This window comes from Bradyrhizobium sp. RP6 (assembly GCF_003837805.1).
GTDB lineage: Bacteria > Pseudomonadota > Alphaproteobacteria > Rhizobiales > Xanthobacteraceae > Bradyrhizobium.
On sequence record NZ_RQIT01000014.1, the window covers coordinates 1 to 16237 of the forward strand.

Consider the following 16237-nt stretch of genomic DNA (forward strand, 5'->3'; position numbering starts at 1 on the left):
CGGCTGCTGCCGCCCCCAACGCCAGGATCCATTTCGAAACGGTTCGCATCGTGCCCACTCCGCTGCTCCGGCGCCGACCGGCGCCCCCAACCCGACCGCCTCAAATGTTTCATGGTTCAAACAATCAGGCAAGCCATGCAAGCCGGGTGGTTTTGACGTCAGATGCGCAATGTATGGTAAAGCGGCGCCACAATGCGACCGAAGGAGGCAACCTATGGCTGACGAGAGCAAGGCAAACCCGCAATGCACCGAAAGGCTCGGTTATCTCGGCCTTGGACTCATGGGTACGCCGATGACCCTACGCCTGCTCAAGGCCGGCTATCAGGTCGCTGTCTGGAACCGCTCGGAGAGCAAGGTGGCGCCGCTCGCCGAGGCCGGCGCCAAGCCCGCGGTCACGCCTCGTGATCTCCTGGTGAACTCGGATATCGTCTTCATGTGCGTGACCGATGCGGCGGCGGTCGAGGAAGTGATCTTCGGTCCCGAAGGTCTGGCAGCGGCGCCCGGCGCAGGCAAGCTTGTCGTCGACTTCTCGTCGATACATCCCGACGCGGCGCGCGATCTCGCAACGCGACTGAAAGACGCGAACGGTGCAGGCTGGATCGATGCGCCGGTGTCTGGCGGCACGAAGGGCGCCGAGGAAGGCACGCTCGCCATCATGGCGGGCGGAGAAGCTGGCGACATCGAGAGGGTGCGGCCCTATGTGCTGGCCATGGCGCGCAGGTTCACGCATATGGGCCCGGTCGGCGCCGGCCAGACCACAAAGCTGTGTAACCAGGTGATCGTCGGATGCGCGATGGCCGTCCTCGCGGAAGCAACGCGCCTTGCCGTGAACGCCGGAATTGACGCCAACCGGTTGCCCGAAGCGCTCGCCGGCGGCTTTGCGGATTCCATTCCGCTTCAGCTGTTCGTGCCGCGGATGGTCCAGGGCATTCACAGCCCGCCGCTCGGTCACATCGCCACGATGCTCAAGGACCTCGATACGGTCGCCGATGTGGCGCAGGCGACGTCGACGCCGGTGCCAATGGCCTCGCTTGCCGGACAACTTTTCAGGCTGGCGAAGGCCGCGCGAGGTGCGGAAGCGGACGCGCTGGAGATCTACAAGCTTTCAGCTCCAGAGCGCCAGACCGTCTAGGGCGACCTGACGCGCGCTACGGCGTCTTCTTGCGTCCATCGTCGGTCATGAAGCGGCCGAACGCCCCTCGCGCGAAGAGCAGCGGCTCCCTCGCATTGTAGGTGTAGGCCTCGACCGCACCGAGAAAGATCACGTGGTCGCCGCCATAGTAGCGATTCACGGAGCGGCACTGAAAGTTGGCGACGCTCTCGGCGAGCACCGGCGCATTGCCGAGGCCGGGGGTCCAGTCCACGCCCGCGAACTTGTCGTCCGACGATTTTGCGAACTTGTTCGCAAGCGCCTGCTGCGAAGCGCCAAGGACGTTGACGGTGAAATGGCTGGCGTTCTGAAAGATGGTCAGACTCGAGGAATAGACGACCAGGCTCCATAGAACCAGCGGTGGATTCAGCGAGACCGACGCGAACGAATTGCATGTCAGTCCGTAGGGCTTGCCGTCAGGCGCTGCCGCCGTGATGATCGTCACGCCCGTAGCATAGGTACCGAGCGCGTTGCGAAAGTCGCGAGGATCGATCTGCGAGTTGTCGCTCGCGAACTCGTTGGCGGGATCGGGAGCGCGGGGCTGCTTCGGCAGATCATTCATCGGCCGACCTCACAGCGTGAGATTCTCGGACGGCAGGCCGAGCGCCACCCGTCCATAGTTGGTCCCGGCTGCATCGAAGTTGAACGCGAGATGCGAGTTGATCGCGTGCGCATCGCGGAACTGCCGCTGCAACACGCCGCTCGTGAACAGACCGCGCGCACCGCTTGCGGCAAACAGCATCGAGACCGCGTCCGTGCACAAGTTTACTGAGAAAGATCCGTCGCGCCGATATCTGGTCTTGGTCGCCATGTCAGGAACCCGGGCGCACCGTGCGTCCTCCATGGCATCGAGGCAGGCCGAACGCATGATCAGGCGGGCGGCGTCGATCTTCGCCGAGGCCTCCGCGATTTTGATCTGAGTGCTTTGAAAATCGCTCAGCTTGGCGCGGTTGTAGGTTGAAATACGATGACGCGCGACCTCTGTGTAATCATCGAGGCACGCTTGCGCATTCCCCAGCGCGACACCGGAGAGGACGTAAGGGAACAGCGAGAACACGGGGAGCGCATACAACGGATTCGGATTGACCTCGCTTCCGGGTGTCGGGCCACCAGCAAGCTCACCGACGGCGACCGTCATATGGTCGGCCACGAAGGCGTCCCTGACTTCCACGTCGCACGAGCCGGTCCCGCGCAATCCTGCGACATTCCAGGTGTCCAGCACCTTGTAATCGCCTTTCGGCAGCAAAAAGATTCGATACTCGATGCCGTCCGCCTCGTCGTCGGAGTAGACCACGCTTGCAAGCATATTCCATTCGCAGGAAGCAACGCCCGAGGAGAATGGCCAGCTGCCGTGCAGCCGGTATCCGCCCTCGACCCGCGTGGCGCGTCCGGCGGGAAAAATGAACGAGGATGCGATCAGCGCGTCCGGATCATGGCCCCAGACCAGATCCTGTGCCCTTTGCTCGAACATGCCGAGCATCCAGTGATGGCTCGCCAGATTGGCAAGATTCCAGGCTACCGACGCATCCGCCTGCCCGAGCAGCTCGGCGCAATCGACCAGGGCGACATAGTCGAGCTCAGCGCCGCCGATCCGGGCCGGTTGGAGCATCCGGAACAGGCCGGCGTCATGGAGATCCTTTTCGGTCTCCGGCGGAAGACGCCGCAGTTCCTCCGTCCGCGCGGCGCGCTCGCGTAGTCGCGGCAGGAGCGTCCGAGCCTTCGCAATCATGGCCGCATAGACCTCTCCGCCGTCTTGCTGTCCGGCGGACTGAGTCATGCGCGGCTCCTGACGGAACGCCATTCGTGTCCCTCGCTTTCACGCATTTATGCGGCGAGACCTTCGCTAAATCAAGCCAAGGCAATGTCCTCAAGCTGGCGTCGGAGGCTTGGTCGAGCCAAAGGCACCCTTCTCGGCAAATTGGGTGATGCGACGTTCGTCGTAACCGAGCGTATCATGCAGGACCTGCTTCGTATGCTGGCCCAATAGAGGCGCCGCAACGGGATCGATCGCGCCGGTCAGGCTCATGGTAATCGGTGGCTCGATGTTGGGCACCCATTCCGCCGTCGGATGCGGAATCCGGTTCAAGCGACGGCGCTCGCGAGCCTCGGGCGCATTGAACCCCTCCTCGACCGTGCGGAGATAGCCGACGGGTATATTGGCCAGCTTCATCTTCGCCATCCAGTTCTCGAGAGTATCGCTAGCAAAGACCTCTGCAATCGCTACCCGCAACAGCTCCTTGTTCTCCGAACGGGCTTTGCGCGTGGCAAACTGCGGATCGGTGATGAGATCGGGCCGATTCAGCACCTCGACCACGAGCCGGCGGTAGAGCCGGTCGTTGGCGCAGGCCATGTAGAGCGGTCCGTCAGAGGCCTCATAGACCCCGACCGTGGGTGACCCGCTGGGCGAATTGCCGAACCGGCCGGGGTTTTCGCCGTTGATAAGATAGGCCATGCCGTAGAAACCGGTCATCCCCATCGCAATGTCGAACAGGGCGACTTCGACATGTTGCCCGCGGCCGAGCCGGTCGCGCGCCAGCAGCGCCAGCAGGATGGCATTGCAGGCGGACATCCCCGTCGCCATGTCCACGATGGGCGGGCCGGTACGGACCGCCGGGCCGTCGGCAAATCCGTTGAGCGACATGAAACCGCTTTCCGCCTGCGTGATGGGGTCGAAGCCGGGACGCGAGGCAAACGGTCCGCTGCGTCCGTAAGCGGAGATCGAGCAATAGACCAGCCGCGGATTGAGCGGCGCGACCGACTCATAGTCGAGCCGGAACTTCTTCATCACCCCGCTCGAAAAATTCTCCACGACCACATCCGCCTTGCGGATCAGATCCAGCGCGATCTCTCGAGCCTCCGGCACGGTAAGGTCGAGCGCAATGCCGCGCTTGTTGCGGTTCAGGCTGAGATAGGCGGCGCTTTCGCCGCCAATCTCGGCATGCTCATAGGCCCGCGTATCGTCGCCGCCGTCGGGATTCTCGATCTTGATGACGTGCGCTCCATAATCGGCGAGCGTCTGGGTGCAGGCCGGGCCGGCGACCACGCGCGTGAAATCGACGACCAGCAGACCATCGAGCGCAGCCGGCCCTCTCGTCCCTCGCGACGAACGCACCGGCAATTGAGGCTTGGTGGGCATCGATAGCGCTCCCCTTATATCGGCTTATGGCCGCCGAATTTCCAGCAAGAGCAAACTTAAAGCCCGGCGCCGCCGACTTCGCAAGTGCCTCACCCGCATTGCCTGAATACGCAAAAGGGCCCGGCAGCCATCAGGCTGTCGGGCCCTTCGACATTCCAGGCATTGGGCTGCGCGAGGTCTCGCGCCGCTTGTTCGACGCTGCCATGTTCCGCATCACGGGAAACCCCGTTCCATTCTCTCAGCGGAGCCACTTTCGCCAGTAAAGCGTATGCGACCAAGCCCAGGGCAATTCGGGTTCATAGAGCCGATAGCCCGCCTGGATGAAATTATTGGCAGATATCGGATTGTCCGTCGTATCGGAAACGATGCTCTGCCATCCCACACGCCGTCCCTGCGCCTCGACGACGCGCATAAGCCTGCGCTGAAGGCCGCGCCCCCAATGCCGCTGCAAGACCCCGACCCTGGAGAAATAGCCGCCATTTCGAACGTGCGTCGACGGTGCAACGCCAGCGAAGGCGACCGCGTCATCACCGTGATAAGCCAGCCACCACGCGCCACGGTCGAACTTGGGCATAGCCGCGGCATCGAAGAACGTGAGCTGATGCAGATCGGCTAAGGTGTCGGCAACGTCATCATCGGACGCATCGACGATACGAATTCTGTACATCGGAGTGGCTCATTGCGGCAAAGACCTGAATCGGGCGCGCAGCGACGTCACCGCCGCCGTGAAGGCTCACTTGCCCAGCACGACCTTGACACCGAGCCAGACGGCCCCCATGAGACCCGTGGCAATCTTGTCGCTGAACAGCTTGAAGCCGTGCCCGAGGCGAAGGCTTGCGATCTTGCCTTCGATCAGACGCTTGGACGATTGCGCCAACGTGCGCTGCGCCTCGCGAATGCAGACCGCGAGCGTGCCGCGCTCGGCCTGGCAGGTCTCGACCAGGAGCTCGCCGAAGAAATGCGATTTTCCCGAGCCGCGTCCGCCATAAACACCCTTGTAGCGCGCAGGCTTCAGCAGCGGCTCGAAGATTTTTGCGGTCGGAATTTTCAGGATGGACAATGGCTGCGCTCGCTCGCCTCAGGGCAGGCCAGTGCGCCTGCGCCACATCGCGGACCAGTCTTCGTTGTCCGGGGTGTCGGATTGTCGCTGCGGCACTTGATTGAAGCCAGCAAAGACACCGCCTCCGGAAGGAGACGGCCATTTTCCGTACCGTCCTTCGAAGCCGGATTGTGGCGAAGACGGAAACGAAGCATCAGGCGGAATAGCGGGTACCGGTACGGGATCATTCGAGTTGAACGCGGATCGATCCGACTTTCCGGCAGGCATCCGCCTCAAAATCCGCATATCTTCAGGTCGGGTCGCAGGGATGAGAGCGCGTCTTGAAGATATCGTTGATGCTCCGGAACGTAAACGGGCGGGCTCGGGGCCGGCAGTTCGCGTTGATCCCAATATTCCTGTGGGTTCAGACGCCGCCCGGCGGCATCGATCAATTGATAATGAAGATGATGATCACCACTCTCCACGTATTTCTCGCGCACTCCCATGTTGCCCATCGTACCGACCATCTGCCCAGCGACAACCCGATCGCCGATGCTGACATATTGCCTGTGTGTGTGCAGCAGTTCGTGTGAGACGCCATCGGCGTCCCTGATCGCTATTCGACCTGCAGATCCTTCGCCGGCATTCGTCACGATGCCATCGACTGGAGACCGCAAGGCGGGATGCCTCAGATTGACCCTCTGTTGTCCGTTTGGACCGACGTTATAGTTCGCATCCACGCCACGATGTAGCGATGTGCCGACGTTCCGGATCGCACCATATGGGCTGGAGGTGTGCGGCTGAAAACCATCGGTCGGCGGCAACATTCGACGTAGCGCGTCTTCCCAGGACATACAGATCTCCGCGTGATCGAATTGATTGTGGCTGAACAGGGCTACGTAAGCAGCCACTCGTCCAACCTGTGGTTGGCCACTATTCTTAGTTGATACCCTGGTACAGATCAGCACCAAATTCTCTGGAGGATCGGCTTCGTGAAACGGAATCGGATGAAGCGCATCACCTTAGTGTCGACGCTTGCCGTGCTTTCGTTGCCATGCGTCGGCCTGTCTCTCCACGCGCAAGAAGGCCCCAAGAGCACCGCCGGCAAATGGCGCCCAAAGAACGGCACCTATGCACAGCCCGGCTCCAGCTTCGATGCGAGATGCGGAGAGTATGGCGACGCACAGATCGATTGGAGCTCCAACTTCATCTCGGGTGGCGAAGAGGGCTGCAAGATCACCAAGCTATCGGATACCGCTCCCGGCAGCATCAAGCTCGACGTCGTGTGCCATTCTGCCGAGAGAGGAGAACGTTCCTACAAAGAGGTCTTTCTCCTGAAGAAAATCGACGAGAAGACGATCTTTGTGCGCGAGACCCAAGACGGCAAATTTAGGCGCCCCGGAGGCCCCATGGCCTATTGTCCGGACGAGATGCAACGGACGTATAGCGACTCCAAGAAGAAGAGCTGACGTGGTCATGTCATAGCTCTTGAGCCAAAGCGCCAGCGATCGCTTCGGCGGGTACTCCGTACCTCGCCGCCGCAGCGGCGATCGGAGACGTCATCTTTCTCACCAGAGTTAGATTGTCCTTGCTATATGACGGGGGCTTGGTGGGCATGATGGTCCCTTGATCTCTTGTCAGACGTGCGGCTTAACTCGGATGGGAGGCCCCTACGAAAGGGCCAGGATGAGCCCGGAAATTCCAAGCCAGTCGAGGATAACGCAAGCCAGGACTACCGTGCTCCATAAGCCGAACCGGGTTACGCGCCTGATGCAAGCAAGTATCGTAACGAGGACGAAAACGGGCGGCGAAAAGACAACGACCTGATAGAGAACAATCCATCGGGCAAACTGATGCGGAGGCGGCCAAAGGACCGTTGCTATTCCAGCCACCAACGTCGAAAGAGCGAAGACAATGCCAAACGACAGGACGAGCCCATAAGTCGCTGAAGACGAAGAAAGTATGTTGGAAGCACGCATGCGATAGATGCGACCGTCGAGAAATTATTGATCACTGGGATCGCCTCCACGAGTTGCTCAGTGTCCATGACTGCGCTCCGCGGGCTGATTGTGAGAAGCACAGATGCCATCCGAGCAGGGGTAGATAATGATCCTGCCGGCGCTCCAACCGGCGCTCGGCACATCCACCAGGCCATTGATCACCTCGCGCACGTCGATCGTGCGCTTGTTGCCGCCGTCCTTGGTCGGCGCAATCGGCCTCTCCCCCAGCACCCGTTCCTCGTCTGTCGAATAGTCCGACAACGCATGCAGCTACGATCGCGGTGGCCCCGGTTCTCCCTCGTCGACATTGCCCCCTCCTGAAAAGTCGGACGGCCTCATTGAATCCGAAAGGATTTCAACAATTCAAGGTCGTGGATGTGCAGAATTTCATGAAAGAGCCGTTCTTGCAGCGACCATGCGCTGTGCCCAAGCCGGGCCGGCAAGTAGATCAGGAATTGGCCGAAGGCACCAAACGAAAAACCCGCGCCGGATTGCATCCGCGCGGGCAACACCAACTTCTGTCGATGATGCCATTCTGCCAGTGTTTTGCCCGACGGGTCAACGCTCAATCGAGGCGCGATTGCAGATCGGCATCTTCGCTGTCTCGAGCGTCGTGACGGCATCACCGCCACTCGAGCTCGGCGGATGCACGATGATGCGCTCGATCCGGTGAATCAATTCCAGCATGCCGTCCTGGCCGTTCTCGACCGGCTGTGCGGCCTTGCCCCAGCCGCGATCGAGGATGGCGTTGGCCGCCGAGACGCGTGCCGCTGGCGTCACATCCTCGCTGCGCATGATTCCGACGAGCACTCTGATGGCCGTTCGGGTGTGGCTGCGTGCGAGCGAGCGGATCTCGGTCAAGGCGCGCGCCCGCGACGTCTTCCCGCGCGCGGGCAACCGGACCGGCGTAGGCTCAAGCTCACCTTCGATGATGTCCTCGCTCACGCGAACGTCTCCCACAGCACGATGGCAACTAGGCCCGCGACGGCCAGCGATATCAGATAGGCGGTCATCGTCTCTCCCTATAAAAGAAATGCGCGGCAGATCGCGCGGCAAGGCGCGATCGTTTCGGGCGCGAACCCTATCTCCGATCCCGGAGACCGCAGCGGCGCGGGCAACAAGCCCGGCGCCGCGGGCCGGCACGTTCGCGCGTGCACGGCCAGCAATGGTTCGGACGACGGCGCGCCGATCGGCGCTCTCTCAACGCGTTATCAAGCGAGTGCGTGGCCGCAATGCGCCGCCGCCGTCCGATTGCGACATCGAGACGAAAAAACCCGCGGCGGATTTCGTCCCGCGCGGGTGAACCAAGCTCGTCTCGATGATGACATTATGCCGGTGTTTTGCCCGACGTGTTAAAGCCTCCGCCGAATTGAAAAAGCCCGCCGCGGATTGCTTCCCGCGCGGGCATCAACTCAAACTCGTTTCGATGATGCCATTGTGCCAGTGTTTTGCCCGACGTGTCAATCGAACGAATTCGCGCAAGCCGCGTTGGACAATCAGGAGCGACCGGCCATGACAGTCAAGACCGCCTCACCCGGAACATCGCGGCATCTTCCGAAGTCGGCGTCGCGCATCAACGAGGAACGCCCCACCCAGCATGTGATCGTCGAAGACGCCAACGAGACGGCGGACGATGGCCGCGATCTCGCGCATGGCGAGGGCGGCAGCATCGATCTGCCCACACAACCCGGCGATTTGGCGAAGGACGATTAGCCCGCGGCACAAGCTGCGCGCATCTCGATGATGCCATTGTGCCGGTGTTTTGCCCGACGTGTCAACGCACCGAACAGGCGAGAGCCTCATCTCCCACCTCGATATGTGGTGCGCAAGGGACTTGCTTCAAGCCCCCGGCGATCGCGTAAGACCCCTCGGCCTGAACAACCAGTCGAGGGGTCACGACATGCCTGTATCGCTTCCGACGTCCCGGTCGCACGACCGAACGCGAGCAGAACGCGCAGCAGCCACCGGCCATGAAGTCGTCGTCGGCGGCGCCGGCCCGACCGGCTTGATGCTGGCCGCCGAGCTCGCGCTCGCGCATGTCGACGTCGCCATCGTCGAGCGACGCGCAAGCCAGGACATCGTCGAAACGCGCGCCGGCGGACTGCATGCCCGCACGATCGAGATCCTCGATCAGCGCGGCATCGCTGATCGCTTCCTGCGCGAAGGGCAGATCACCCAGCTCGCCGGTTTCGCCTGGACCAGGCTCGACATCGGCGATCTCCCCACCCGCCATCCTTACGGCCTCGCGCTGCGGCAGAACCACATCGAGCGCCTGCTCGCCGAATGGGCCTCCGAGCTCGCGGTGCCGATCTACCGGAGCCGCGAGGTGACGGGCTTTGCCGAAGACGAGAGCGGCGTCGAGGTCATGCTGTCCGGCGGCGAGCGCCTGCGCGCGCTTTATCTCGTCGGCTGCGACGGCGGCCGCAGCCTGGTGCGCAAGCGCGCCGGCATCGATTTCCCCGGCTCGGAACCTACGCTCAGCAATCTCATGGCCGAGGTCGAGATGCGCGAGGCGCCGGAATTCGGCCTGCGTCACGACGCGCTCGGCTTCCACGGCCTCAGCAAGACCGAAAGCGGGCGCGTGCTGGTCGTGCTGACCGAGACCAATCTCGCGCACACTGGCGAGCCGTCTTTAAACGATCTCAGCGCGGCGCTCAAAGCCGTGTACGGCACCGATTTCGGCGTCAACAATCCCGCCTGGATCTCCCGCTTCACCGATGCGGCGCGGCAGGCCGCCTCCTATCGCAGGGGCCGCGTGCTGCTGGCCGGCGATGCCGCGCACATTCATCATTCCGTCGGCGGCCAGGGCCTCAACCTCGGTGTGCAGGACGCGGTCAATCTCGGCTGGAAGCTGGCGCAGGTGGTCAAGCGCATCTCGCCCGAGAGCCTGCTCGACAGCTATCACAGCGAGCGCCATCCCGTGGCCGCGCGCGTCTTGAAAAACACCATGGCGCAGATCGCCCTGCTCCGCCGCGGCGACGACGGCCGCAAGGCCGCGCGCGAGGTGATCGCCGAGCTGCTCGCCATGGACGAGCCGCGACAGCGCCTTGGCGCGATGATGAGCGGGCTCGACATTGCTTACGATCTCGGCGAAGGCCACGCGCTGCTCGGACGCCGCATGCCTGATCTCGATCTTATGGTCGACGGGCGGCCGCTAAAATTGTTCACGCTGCTGCACGACGCGCGCGGCGTGCTGCTCAATTTCGGCAAGCCGGGCGGCATCGACATCACGCCCTGGGCGGAACGTTTGCAAATCGTCGATGCCGATTACGACGGCCCGTGGCTGCTTCCGGCCATCGGAGCGGTCGCCGCACCGAGCGCCGTGCTGGTGCGGCCCGATGGCCATGTGGCTTGGGTGGGCGACGAGAGCAACTCCGGACTTGCGGAGGCGTTGACGAGGTGGTTCGGGCCGGGGGATGCGTAGAGTACGAACGTCTTATGCGACGTCAAAATAAAGCAAGCCCGCGGCAGATCCGCGGGCTTGTTCCGAATTCTTCGATGATCCGATTCTGACAGTGTTTTGCCCGACGTGTCAAATGACGCCGCTCGTTCCATCCCAAAAGGTCATTCGGACCGAAGTAACGGCCGTATCCAGCGCGAGAACCATTCTTCACCGTCGTTGTGTGGATTGACAGGGCCATCCACTCCGAAGATCGGTGGAGGAATGAGGTAGCTCGGCTCGTCTGCAAGCACGCCGATCGGATTGCTCGGTTGCGGCTGCTGGCCGCCAGCGGCCGGGACGATCCAACTTCCAAACCGCGCGTTAAATTCGGTAGACGGCAGATACGGGACTGGCGCACTGCCAGTCGTGAACACGTTGCCCGCGTTCGTCTCATTCACACGGGCGAGACGCCGGACATCTTCGGGCGCGACTGATCCTGCGGCAGATGCGGGCGCGACCGGGAGATCTTTTGCGGGCATGGAGCCCGCTCGCGTGGTGGCCCACTCCCCGAAGCGATCTGCAGAAGTGCCAGCGGGCGCCTCTGGATCAAACGGGGAAGCTCCGCCCAGCGGCGGGCTAGGAGTCAACGGTGCCAAAACGCCCCTGGTGTTAGCCGCGCTGTCAACGCTGAGTCCATTGTTCGATGTTTTGTGCGCAGGCGCTCCCGTCGACAACACTCCTCCGCCAGGAGTAGCAGCCCCCATCGTCGTGCCGGAACTACCTTCCTGCGCATTGGCGAGGCGCGTACCGGTGAAGATGGTCCCTAGAGCAAGCAGCCAGCCGGGAACTAAGGGAGCAGCTACGGCGGCCGCGACCCCTCCAGTCAGCCAAGGAAGTGCATTGCGCACCACAGGTGTGCCCCCCGCCAACGGATTATCGTAGTAAGGATTCGTGATTCCGGTGATCGGATCGGATTGGAGCACCAGCGGGTCTATTGGTGCCGCCGTTGTCGGAGGCAACTGACCGAGCGTTTGTTCATTTGGACTTGGCGCTGAAAACGGTGGCAGACCGCCGATGAATCGTGGATCACTCCGCGTGAATCCTTCGTTCTTGTTTAGGTCCGACGGAGCGGGTGGAGAGAGGCCTCTCAATCGAGTGTCGATCAGAGAGGGAACGAGTCCCGGCAGATCAGGGATAGGGCCGACACCCGTGAATTGCAGCGAAATTGGGTTGCCTTTCCCAAAGCGTCTTAATATTTCGATCCTCTCGGGCATACTGAGATCACTTGTCGGCGACAAGAGCGGATAAGCCAAGGCCGCATCTCGCAAACCGGCATCGTGCAGTTGATCGACCGTTTCCTGCATCTGCCGGATTTGCTCTGCTTGGTCCGCTGCGTATGTCCCGTGGTTTGAGAACCATTTGCGGTTCTCACCATTTCCTTCCTCAGTCGTTAGTCCCTTTGGAGTATTGGGAAGCAGATGACCATTTGCTACCGCGTACTTGGCAGCGGCTACAAAGCCGTTCACATCAGACGCCATCTCGTCCAACGCACGCTGATCGCCCGCACTAGCAAGGTCGTACTTTGGAGACACCTCGAGATTGTCAAGATAATCGGAAAATCCATTGTGATACGTCCCGAGATGTCCCCCCGTATGCGGGCTCGAACCAAGCTCCGTCGCCAGATTCTGTCTGGACGGCAACGTCACCAAATTTCGAATCCCATCGATATTAAATCGTTTTCCCAAGAGCCGGATAACCGGGTGACCTGCAAATTGCTGTGGCAAAACATGATGATCTTGAAACATGCGACGGCTACTTTCTGACGCAGGCCGGCATTCGAGCTGCTGGTGATCGCAGCCGGCTGGTCTGATCTGAAATGCTTGGTGGATGGCCAGCAGCGAAAGGCCGGCCTCGTTACGCGCGCTAAACTAGATATTCATGCGGCTGCCGAAGCGGCATCGCCGATCGATACGGGCGCCTACAGGGTCGTTGCGTTTAGGTTGGGATAACGGCGGCAGCGCTCCGCATTACTGCAAGGTAACAGGGGCATCCGCCCCTTTGCTGGTGTCGCGCAAATGTCTTGGGCAAGAGAGCGATCTTGAGACGAGCCAAAGAAGGGCAAGTCAGATCGCTACGAATCTCAACGAAACTAGCGATGAAGGTCTTTGTAATTGCCGTAGGCATAGCCGAATCTCATGCCTCTGACACCGGCAGCCTTACAGGCGTCCTTCATTGCCTGATCACAAATAATCCAATGCTCCAAGAAGCGTGGCCGGAAAATATGAGCCGAACCGATTGCCTCTTCTCGGAAGACATAGCGGGAGTTCGTCATATTATCATATCGCCTGTAAGCTGTTCCATCGTCCAGGACTTCGACGATTGACTTTTCTTCGTCGATGACGTCGAGCCGGCGTACGACATCGCAAAGCCAATAAACGGGCGCACCTCCTTTCAGCGACCGCGTTTCGCACCTCAGAAACGCTACCCCCGCTCGATCGACGGCCTCGAGAACGCCCTTCATCCGATCGGATACGAGCCAAAAACCGTGAAACATCTCCCAATCAACTGGCGGCCGACCAAGCGATTTGTCGATCAGCAGCCTTGGCGTTTCGGATAGCGCAGGGAAGCTTCGCTCGCCTCTCGGCGATATGAGCACGCAGCCGACGCCCAAGGCGGCAAGATTCTCCAATTCCCACCCGGGCGCCCGCCAATCCTGAAATTCAGTTTGATACGATAGAGCCTTGGCGCTTTTCTCTTTCGGCTTCCATCAGAGGACGTAGCCATGGATGATCTCTCCGTTCGCACCGCTCATCGTTCTCAGCGTTCTCGCAGCAGAAATTGCTTCTTCGTGACTCACAACGCCTCACAACGCCTGGCGCCAAACAATAAAGCCCGCGGAATCCCGCGGGCTCGATCCTAAACTCTTTCGATGATGCCATTCTGCCAGTGTTTTGCCCGACGTGTCAATTGATGGGCTGGGAGGCACACCAAGGGGAATGCAAATTCAGAGCAGTTTCATTGAAGAGAGTCTGCGACGTCATCCGTACATGAAAACACGGGCACCCCACTGTAGACTTGGGAATTCCGATACTGAACCGCGATCCGCTCGGTTTTGCTTGCACCGATCGTGTCGCCGTCCTTCACCACGTTTCCATGCTCAATCAGATACACGGAAAGTCCTGCCACCTTGTCTATCAGTACGGGCAGGGTCAGCTTGGCGGTCTCAAACTCGATCTCGCGTCCCACGAAGGTGGACAACCCGACAGTGATGGCGCCGATCTTCCGATCCGACTGAAAGGGAAGAATGTCGACCCACAGTGTAAACGGATAGCCGGGAAACGGTGCAAAGGAGCGGCTCGACTCTTCCTGCCAAAGGCCGGGCGGCCGCGCCACCCGGCCGGCCCACACCACGCCGCAACATTCCGGCATGGCGGCGATCAACGCGCCGATCACCGCGGTGGTGACGCGCGCGGCGACGAGAGGCCTCTCGTTTTTTCCCAGCGCCGAGACGACCAGGTGACCGCGATGCCGGGCGGCCACCGCCTTGCCCTCCGGCCAGACCGTGGCAGCGCGCGCCCACAGACCGGCATCGTCCGGTATCGGGGACGGCATCGGCATGACGGCAACAAGCTGGTTGCCGCAGCGAAGGAGCGGCGAGCTTGCTTTGACCTGTCGCTCGCCAGGATCGTTCGGCTCCGTCATCAAGTCCGGATGTCGCGCGCGAAGGATCTTGGCGACGACAGACATGTCGGGCGTGACGGGGCTGTCCAACAGGATAAACGAGAGAAATGACGTACTCATGAACTGCCCCGCGGAACGCCTGAGGAGAAACGTACTGTCTCGCCCAGAGATTGACCCTTCAGTTAGCTAGAACAAAATAAGAACATTGTCAATACACCGTGCGCCAACACCTTCGGCGGCGAGGCCAGCAGCAGCACGACGCAGACGCCGAGTAGCACGATGTCCTTGAACAGAAACTCGCCGGTAGATTCCAAGCCGTCGGGTCGGTCGAGAGGCTCCATGTCACCACGCCGGGGCGCGTGACTCATCGACTGCCCCGCAGAAAATTCCAGGACGAGACCGATGCTTCAGTACTTTGCCCACAGGTCAAACCAAAAGCTACTTAGAGCAAACAGAACATTATCAATCGACGTCCTGCGCTCGCGTCGAGCGAGCGCAGGAGGGATCTCGGTGTCAGGTCAATGCGGGAAGCCGAGGCGAGTGGCCGGACGGCGCAGACATTACACAGCACTCTTCACCCGCGATCGCCATCCGTCTCCTCCTTCCGCGGCACCTCCTGCGTCTTGCGCCCAAGAAACGTATCGGGTGGTGGTTGCTTCAACAGCTCGCGGCATTCGCGCACGATCCGCAGCATGTGTTCAGCCTGCTCGTGCTCGGCAGGCAACGGCCGATAGACCCGCATCTCGGGCTCCCTTCGCTTTGGCAGGCGGGAGCGCGATCGGTCTCTCAGCCACCGGCGCCTACGGACAAAGCCTTGGCCGGTGATGGCTTGCCAACCACCGGACGTCGCTTTGGTTCAACAATGAACCTGGATATCGCGACGCACGCAAAATGAGTAAGTGGCTCAAACGGCTGAACTTGCACCCGAAAATTTAATCTGCGGGACATACCAAATGATACAGACTCTCCGCCGCAAGCAGCGTAGGGTCGATCCATCACCGCAAGGTACTTGGCATTCATCGGTGATGAGAACGCCAGTTGCGCTCCCGCCCAACTCGAACGAGGGAGTAGCGCCATGCTGAAGCGGCGTCGTTTCAAACAGACCACGACCCTGAACGAAAGACTCGCGGACGAAGCCGCCCGCTGCCGCGCGGAAGCGCGCAGGCTGGCGCCGGGGCATCGCCGCGAGATGCTGCTGCGCCAGGCGCGGCAGGACGAGACCGCCATGCAGATCGAGGCCTGGCTGCGCTCGCCCGGCCTGAGGGCGCCGACATGATGCAGCAATATCGCGCTTATCTCGTCGGCGAGAACGGCGTCTTCCGCTCCGCCGAGGCGTTTGAAGCCCCGTCCGATTCCTCCGCCCTGGTGTTTGCGAAGCAGTTCACCCGGCTCGGCAAGGTCGAGGTCTGGCAGCTCGGCCGAAAGGTCGCCGTGCTGGAGTCCGAGCAGTCCCGGCCGCCGCTGGCCGAGCCGTCCCGCCCCATGCTGACGCGTCAATGATCGCGTGAGTGGGATCGCGACGTGAAGCTCTCGATCTCGAAGCAGAAGGTCACCTGCATGACGGGACCGCCGGCGTCGCGAACGTCGATCGCCATCTCCTGCCGGCCGCCGGTGAGCGGCGCAGAGAGCACCGCATCGCGCGCCATGTCGGCAACCGACTTGGCGGCCTCGGCCTGAACCGCGCGCGGGCCGGACAATTCCAGCCCCTCCTCGTCCAGCGCAACTCCCGTGTCGTCTCGAAGGTCGAAGTAGTATCGGGGCGTGGCCGCATCCTTTGCCGTAATAGGTCGAGGCGCGAGCAAAGGTTTCAAACGGACGAACAAATTCCCTCGGGATCAAGGGGGGTTCG

General features: G+C 61.4%; 20 protein-coding genes and 1 pseudogene. 6 read left to right on the forward strand and 15 right to left on the reverse strand.

The window, feature by feature from the left end:
- Window positions 1-214 precede the first annotated feature (214 nt).
- Window positions 215-1132, forward strand: coding sequence for an NAD(P)-dependent oxidoreductase (locus EHH60_RS23110; protein ID WP_199751812.1), 918 nt, complete (start codon window positions 215-217; stop codon window positions 1130-1132).
- A 16-nt stretch (window positions 1133-1148) separates the two neighbouring features.
- Here the strand turns inward: EHH60_RS23110 and EHH60_RS23115 are convergent, their stop codons facing one another.
- The 6 genes and pseudogenes from EHH60_RS23115 to EHH60_RS23140 all read right to left on the reverse strand — a co-directional run bounded on the left by EHH60_RS23115 (window position 1149) and on the right by EHH60_RS23140 (window position 6179).
- Complete coding sequence (locus tag EHH60_RS23115) at window positions 1149-1712, reverse strand: flavin reductase family protein (protein ID WP_124161739.1); 564 nt, start codon at window positions 1710-1712, stop codon at window positions 1149-1151.
- A 9-nt stretch (window positions 1713-1721) separates the two neighbouring features.
- A complete protein-coding gene (locus EHH60_RS23120; RefSeq protein WP_124161740.1) occupies window positions 1722-2951 on the reverse strand; it encodes an acyl-CoA dehydrogenase family protein in 1230 nt (409 codons plus the stop codon).
- Between the two features lie 66 nt (window positions 2952-3017).
- A complete protein-coding gene (locus EHH60_RS23125; RefSeq protein WP_124161741.1) occupies window positions 3018-4286 on the reverse strand; it encodes a CaiB/BaiF CoA transferase family protein in 1269 nt (422 codons plus the stop codon).
- A 238-nt stretch (window positions 4287-4524) separates the two neighbouring features.
- A complete protein-coding gene (locus EHH60_RS23130) occupies window positions 4525-4953 on the reverse strand; it encodes a GNAT family N-acetyltransferase (protein WP_124161742.1) in 429 nt (142 codons plus the stop codon).
- A gap of 117 nt (window positions 4954-5070) precedes the next feature.
- Window positions 5071-5346 (reverse strand): annotated as a pseudogene (locus tag EHH60_RS23135) (phage terminase large subunit); the annotation flags it as partial.
- Between the two features lie 272 nt (window positions 5347-5618).
- Window positions 5619-6179, reverse strand: a complete 561-nt coding sequence (locus tag EHH60_RS23140; RefSeq protein ID WP_124161743.1) for a M23 family metallopeptidase — start codon at window positions 6177-6179, stop codon at window positions 5619-5621.
- A gap of 153 nt (window positions 6180-6332) precedes the next feature.
- Between EHH60_RS23140 and EHH60_RS23145 the strand changes: the two genes are divergently transcribed.
- Complete coding sequence (locus EHH60_RS23145; protein WP_124161744.1) at window positions 6333-6794, forward strand: hypothetical protein; 462 nt, start codon at window positions 6333-6335, stop codon at window positions 6792-6794.
- Between the two features lie 567 nt (window positions 6795-7361).
- Here EHH60_RS23145 and EHH60_RS23155 read toward each other — a convergent pair.
- The 3 genes from EHH60_RS23155 to EHH60_RS23165 all read right to left on the reverse strand — a co-directional run bounded on the left by EHH60_RS23155 (window position 7362) and on the right by EHH60_RS23165 (window position 8270).
- Window positions 7362-7586 carry a hypothetical protein gene (locus EHH60_RS23155; RefSeq protein ID WP_124161745.1) on the reverse strand — a complete coding sequence of 75 codons (225 nt, stop codon included), beginning with the start codon at window positions 7584-7586 and terminating at the stop codon, window positions 7362-7364.
- A 74-nt stretch (window positions 7587-7660) separates the two neighbouring features.
- The gene (locus EHH60_RS23160; protein ID WP_124161746.1) at window positions 7661-7894 is read right to left on the reverse strand and encodes a hypothetical protein; all 234 of its coding nucleotides are present in this window, start codon (window positions 7892-7894) and stop codon (window positions 7661-7663) included.
- Complete coding sequence (locus tag EHH60_RS23165) at window positions 7884-8270, reverse strand: hypothetical protein (RefSeq protein ID WP_502697420.1); 387 nt, start codon at window positions 8268-8270, stop codon at window positions 7884-7886. Before EHH60_RS23165 ends, EHH60_RS23160 begins: the two co-directional genes overlap by 11 nt.
- A gap of 567 nt (window positions 8271-8837) precedes the next feature.
- Here EHH60_RS23165 and EHH60_RS23170 point away from each other — a divergent pair.
- Together EHH60_RS23170 and EHH60_RS23175 are read left to right on the forward strand one after the other, a co-directional pair.
- The gene (locus EHH60_RS23170; RefSeq protein ID WP_124161747.1) at window positions 8838-9038 is read left to right on the forward strand and encodes a hypothetical protein; all 201 of its coding nucleotides are present in this window, start codon (window positions 8838-8840) and stop codon (window positions 9036-9038) included.
- 187 nt (window positions 9039-9225) lie between these two features.
- Window positions 9226-10749 (forward strand): FAD-dependent monooxygenase, encoded by a 1524-nt coding sequence (locus EHH60_RS23175; protein ID WP_124161748.1) that lies wholly within the window; start codon window positions 9226-9228, stop codon window positions 10747-10749.
- Window positions 10750-10889: 140 nt separating this feature from the next.
- Here the strand turns inward: EHH60_RS23175 and EHH60_RS23180 are convergent, their stop codons facing one another.
- From EHH60_RS23180 to EHH60_RS37170, 5 genes are all read right to left on the reverse strand, one after another.
- Window positions 10890-12512, reverse strand: coding sequence for an AHH domain-containing protein (locus tag EHH60_RS23180; RefSeq protein WP_124161749.1), 1623 nt, complete (start codon window positions 12510-12512; stop codon window positions 10890-10892).
- Window positions 12513-12856: 344 nt separating this feature from the next.
- Window positions 12857-13396: an imm11 family protein gene (locus EHH60_RS23185; protein ID WP_124161750.1), complete on the reverse strand. Its 540-nt coding sequence runs from the start codon at window positions 13394-13396 to the stop codon at window positions 12857-12859.
- A 326-nt stretch (window positions 13397-13722) separates the two neighbouring features.
- Window positions 13723-14508, reverse strand: coding sequence for a DUF4261 domain-containing protein (locus EHH60_RS23190; protein ID WP_124161751.1), 786 nt, complete (start codon window positions 14506-14508; stop codon window positions 13723-13725).
- A gap of 62 nt (window positions 14509-14570) precedes the next feature.
- The gene (locus EHH60_RS37650) at window positions 14571-14729 is read right to left on the reverse strand and encodes a hypothetical protein (protein ID WP_199751897.1); all 159 of its coding nucleotides are present in this window, start codon (window positions 14727-14729) and stop codon (window positions 14571-14573) included.
- A gap of 233 nt (window positions 14730-14962) precedes the next feature.
- Window positions 14963-15130 carry a hypothetical protein gene (locus tag EHH60_RS37170; protein ID WP_158626759.1) on the reverse strand — a complete coding sequence of 56 codons (168 nt, stop codon included), beginning with the start codon at window positions 15128-15130 and terminating at the stop codon, window positions 14963-14965.
- 333 nt (window positions 15131-15463) lie between these two features.
- Between EHH60_RS37170 and EHH60_RS23195 the strand changes: the two genes are divergently transcribed.
- Both EHH60_RS23195 and EHH60_RS23200 read left to right on the forward strand, forming a co-directional pair.
- The gene (locus EHH60_RS23195) at window positions 15464-15664 is read left to right on the forward strand and encodes a hypothetical protein (RefSeq protein ID WP_124161752.1); all 201 of its coding nucleotides are present in this window, start codon (window positions 15464-15466) and stop codon (window positions 15662-15664) included.
- Window positions 15661-15888 carry a hypothetical protein gene (locus tag EHH60_RS23200; RefSeq protein WP_124161753.1) on the forward strand — a complete coding sequence of 76 codons (228 nt, stop codon included), beginning with the start codon at window positions 15661-15663 and terminating at the stop codon, window positions 15886-15888. The genes EHH60_RS23195 and EHH60_RS23200 overlap by 4 nt, the downstream gene beginning before the upstream one ends.
- On the opposite strand, the gene EHH60_RS23205 is transcribed toward EHH60_RS23200, so the two are convergent.
- The gene (locus tag EHH60_RS23205) at window positions 15882-16172 is read right to left on the reverse strand and encodes a DUF6894 family protein (RefSeq protein WP_124161895.1); all 291 of its coding nucleotides are present in this window, start codon (window positions 16170-16172) and stop codon (window positions 15882-15884) included. The two genes, EHH60_RS23200 and EHH60_RS23205, sit on opposite strands and share 7 nt — an antisense overlap.
- Window positions 16173-16237: the final 65 nt, after the last annotated feature.

Bases quoted from the DNA above. Each gene is read 5' to 3' on its own strand.
- EHH60_RS23200 (WP_124161753.1), top strand. From the start codon at position 15,661: ATGATGCAGCAATATCGCGCTTATCTCGTCGGCGAGAACGGCGTCTTC.
- EHH60_RS23170 (WP_124161747.1), top strand. From the start codon at position 8,838: ATGACAGTCAAGACCGCCTCACCCGGAACATCGCGGCATCTTCCGAAG.
- EHH60_RS37650 (WP_199751897.1), bottom strand. From the start codon at position 14,729: ATGGAGCCTCTCGACCGACCCGACGGCTTGGAATCTACCGGCGAGTTT.
- EHH60_RS37170 (WP_158626759.1), bottom strand. From the start codon at position 15,130: ATGCGGGTCTATCGGCCGTTGCCTGCCGAGCACGAGCAGGCTGAACAC.
- EHH60_RS23140 (WP_124161743.1), bottom strand. From the start codon at position 6,179: ATGTCCTGGGAAGACGCGCTACGTCGAATGTTGCCGCCGACCGATGGT.
- EHH60_RS23190 (WP_124161751.1), bottom strand. From the start codon at position 14,508: ATGAGTACGTCATTTCTCTCGTTTATCCTGTTGGACAGCCCCGTCACG.
- EHH60_RS23130 (WP_124161742.1), bottom strand. From the start codon at position 4,953: ATGTACAGAATTCGTATCGTCGATGCGTCCGATGATGACGTTGCCGAC.
- EHH60_RS23125 (WP_124161741.1), bottom strand. From the start codon at position 4,286: ATGCCCACCAAGCCTCAATTGCCGGTGCGTTCGTCGCGAGGGACGAGA.
- EHH60_RS23120 (WP_124161740.1), bottom strand. From the start codon at position 2,951: ATGGCGTTCCGTCAGGAGCCGCGCATGACTCAGTCCGCCGGACAGCAA.
- EHH60_RS23180 (WP_124161749.1), bottom strand. From the start codon at position 12,512: ATGTTTCAAGATCATCATGTTTTGCCACAGCAATTTGCAGGTCACCCG.
- EHH60_RS23175 (WP_124161748.1), top strand. From the start codon at position 9,226: ATGCCTGTATCGCTTCCGACGTCCCGGTCGCACGACCGAACGCGAGCA.
- EHH60_RS23195 (WP_124161752.1), top strand. From the start codon at position 15,464: ATGCTGAAGCGGCGTCGTTTCAAACAGACCACGACCCTGAACGAAAGA.
- EHH60_RS23115 (WP_124161739.1), bottom strand. From the start codon at position 1,712: ATGAATGATCTGCCGAAGCAGCCCCGCGCTCCCGATCCCGCCAACGAG.
- EHH60_RS23145 (WP_124161744.1), top strand. From the start codon at position 6,333: ATGAAGCGCATCACCTTAGTGTCGACGCTTGCCGTGCTTTCGTTGCCA.
- EHH60_RS23110 (WP_199751812.1), top strand. From the start codon at position 215: ATGGCTGACGAGAGCAAGGCAAACCCGCAATGCACCGAAAGGCTCGGT.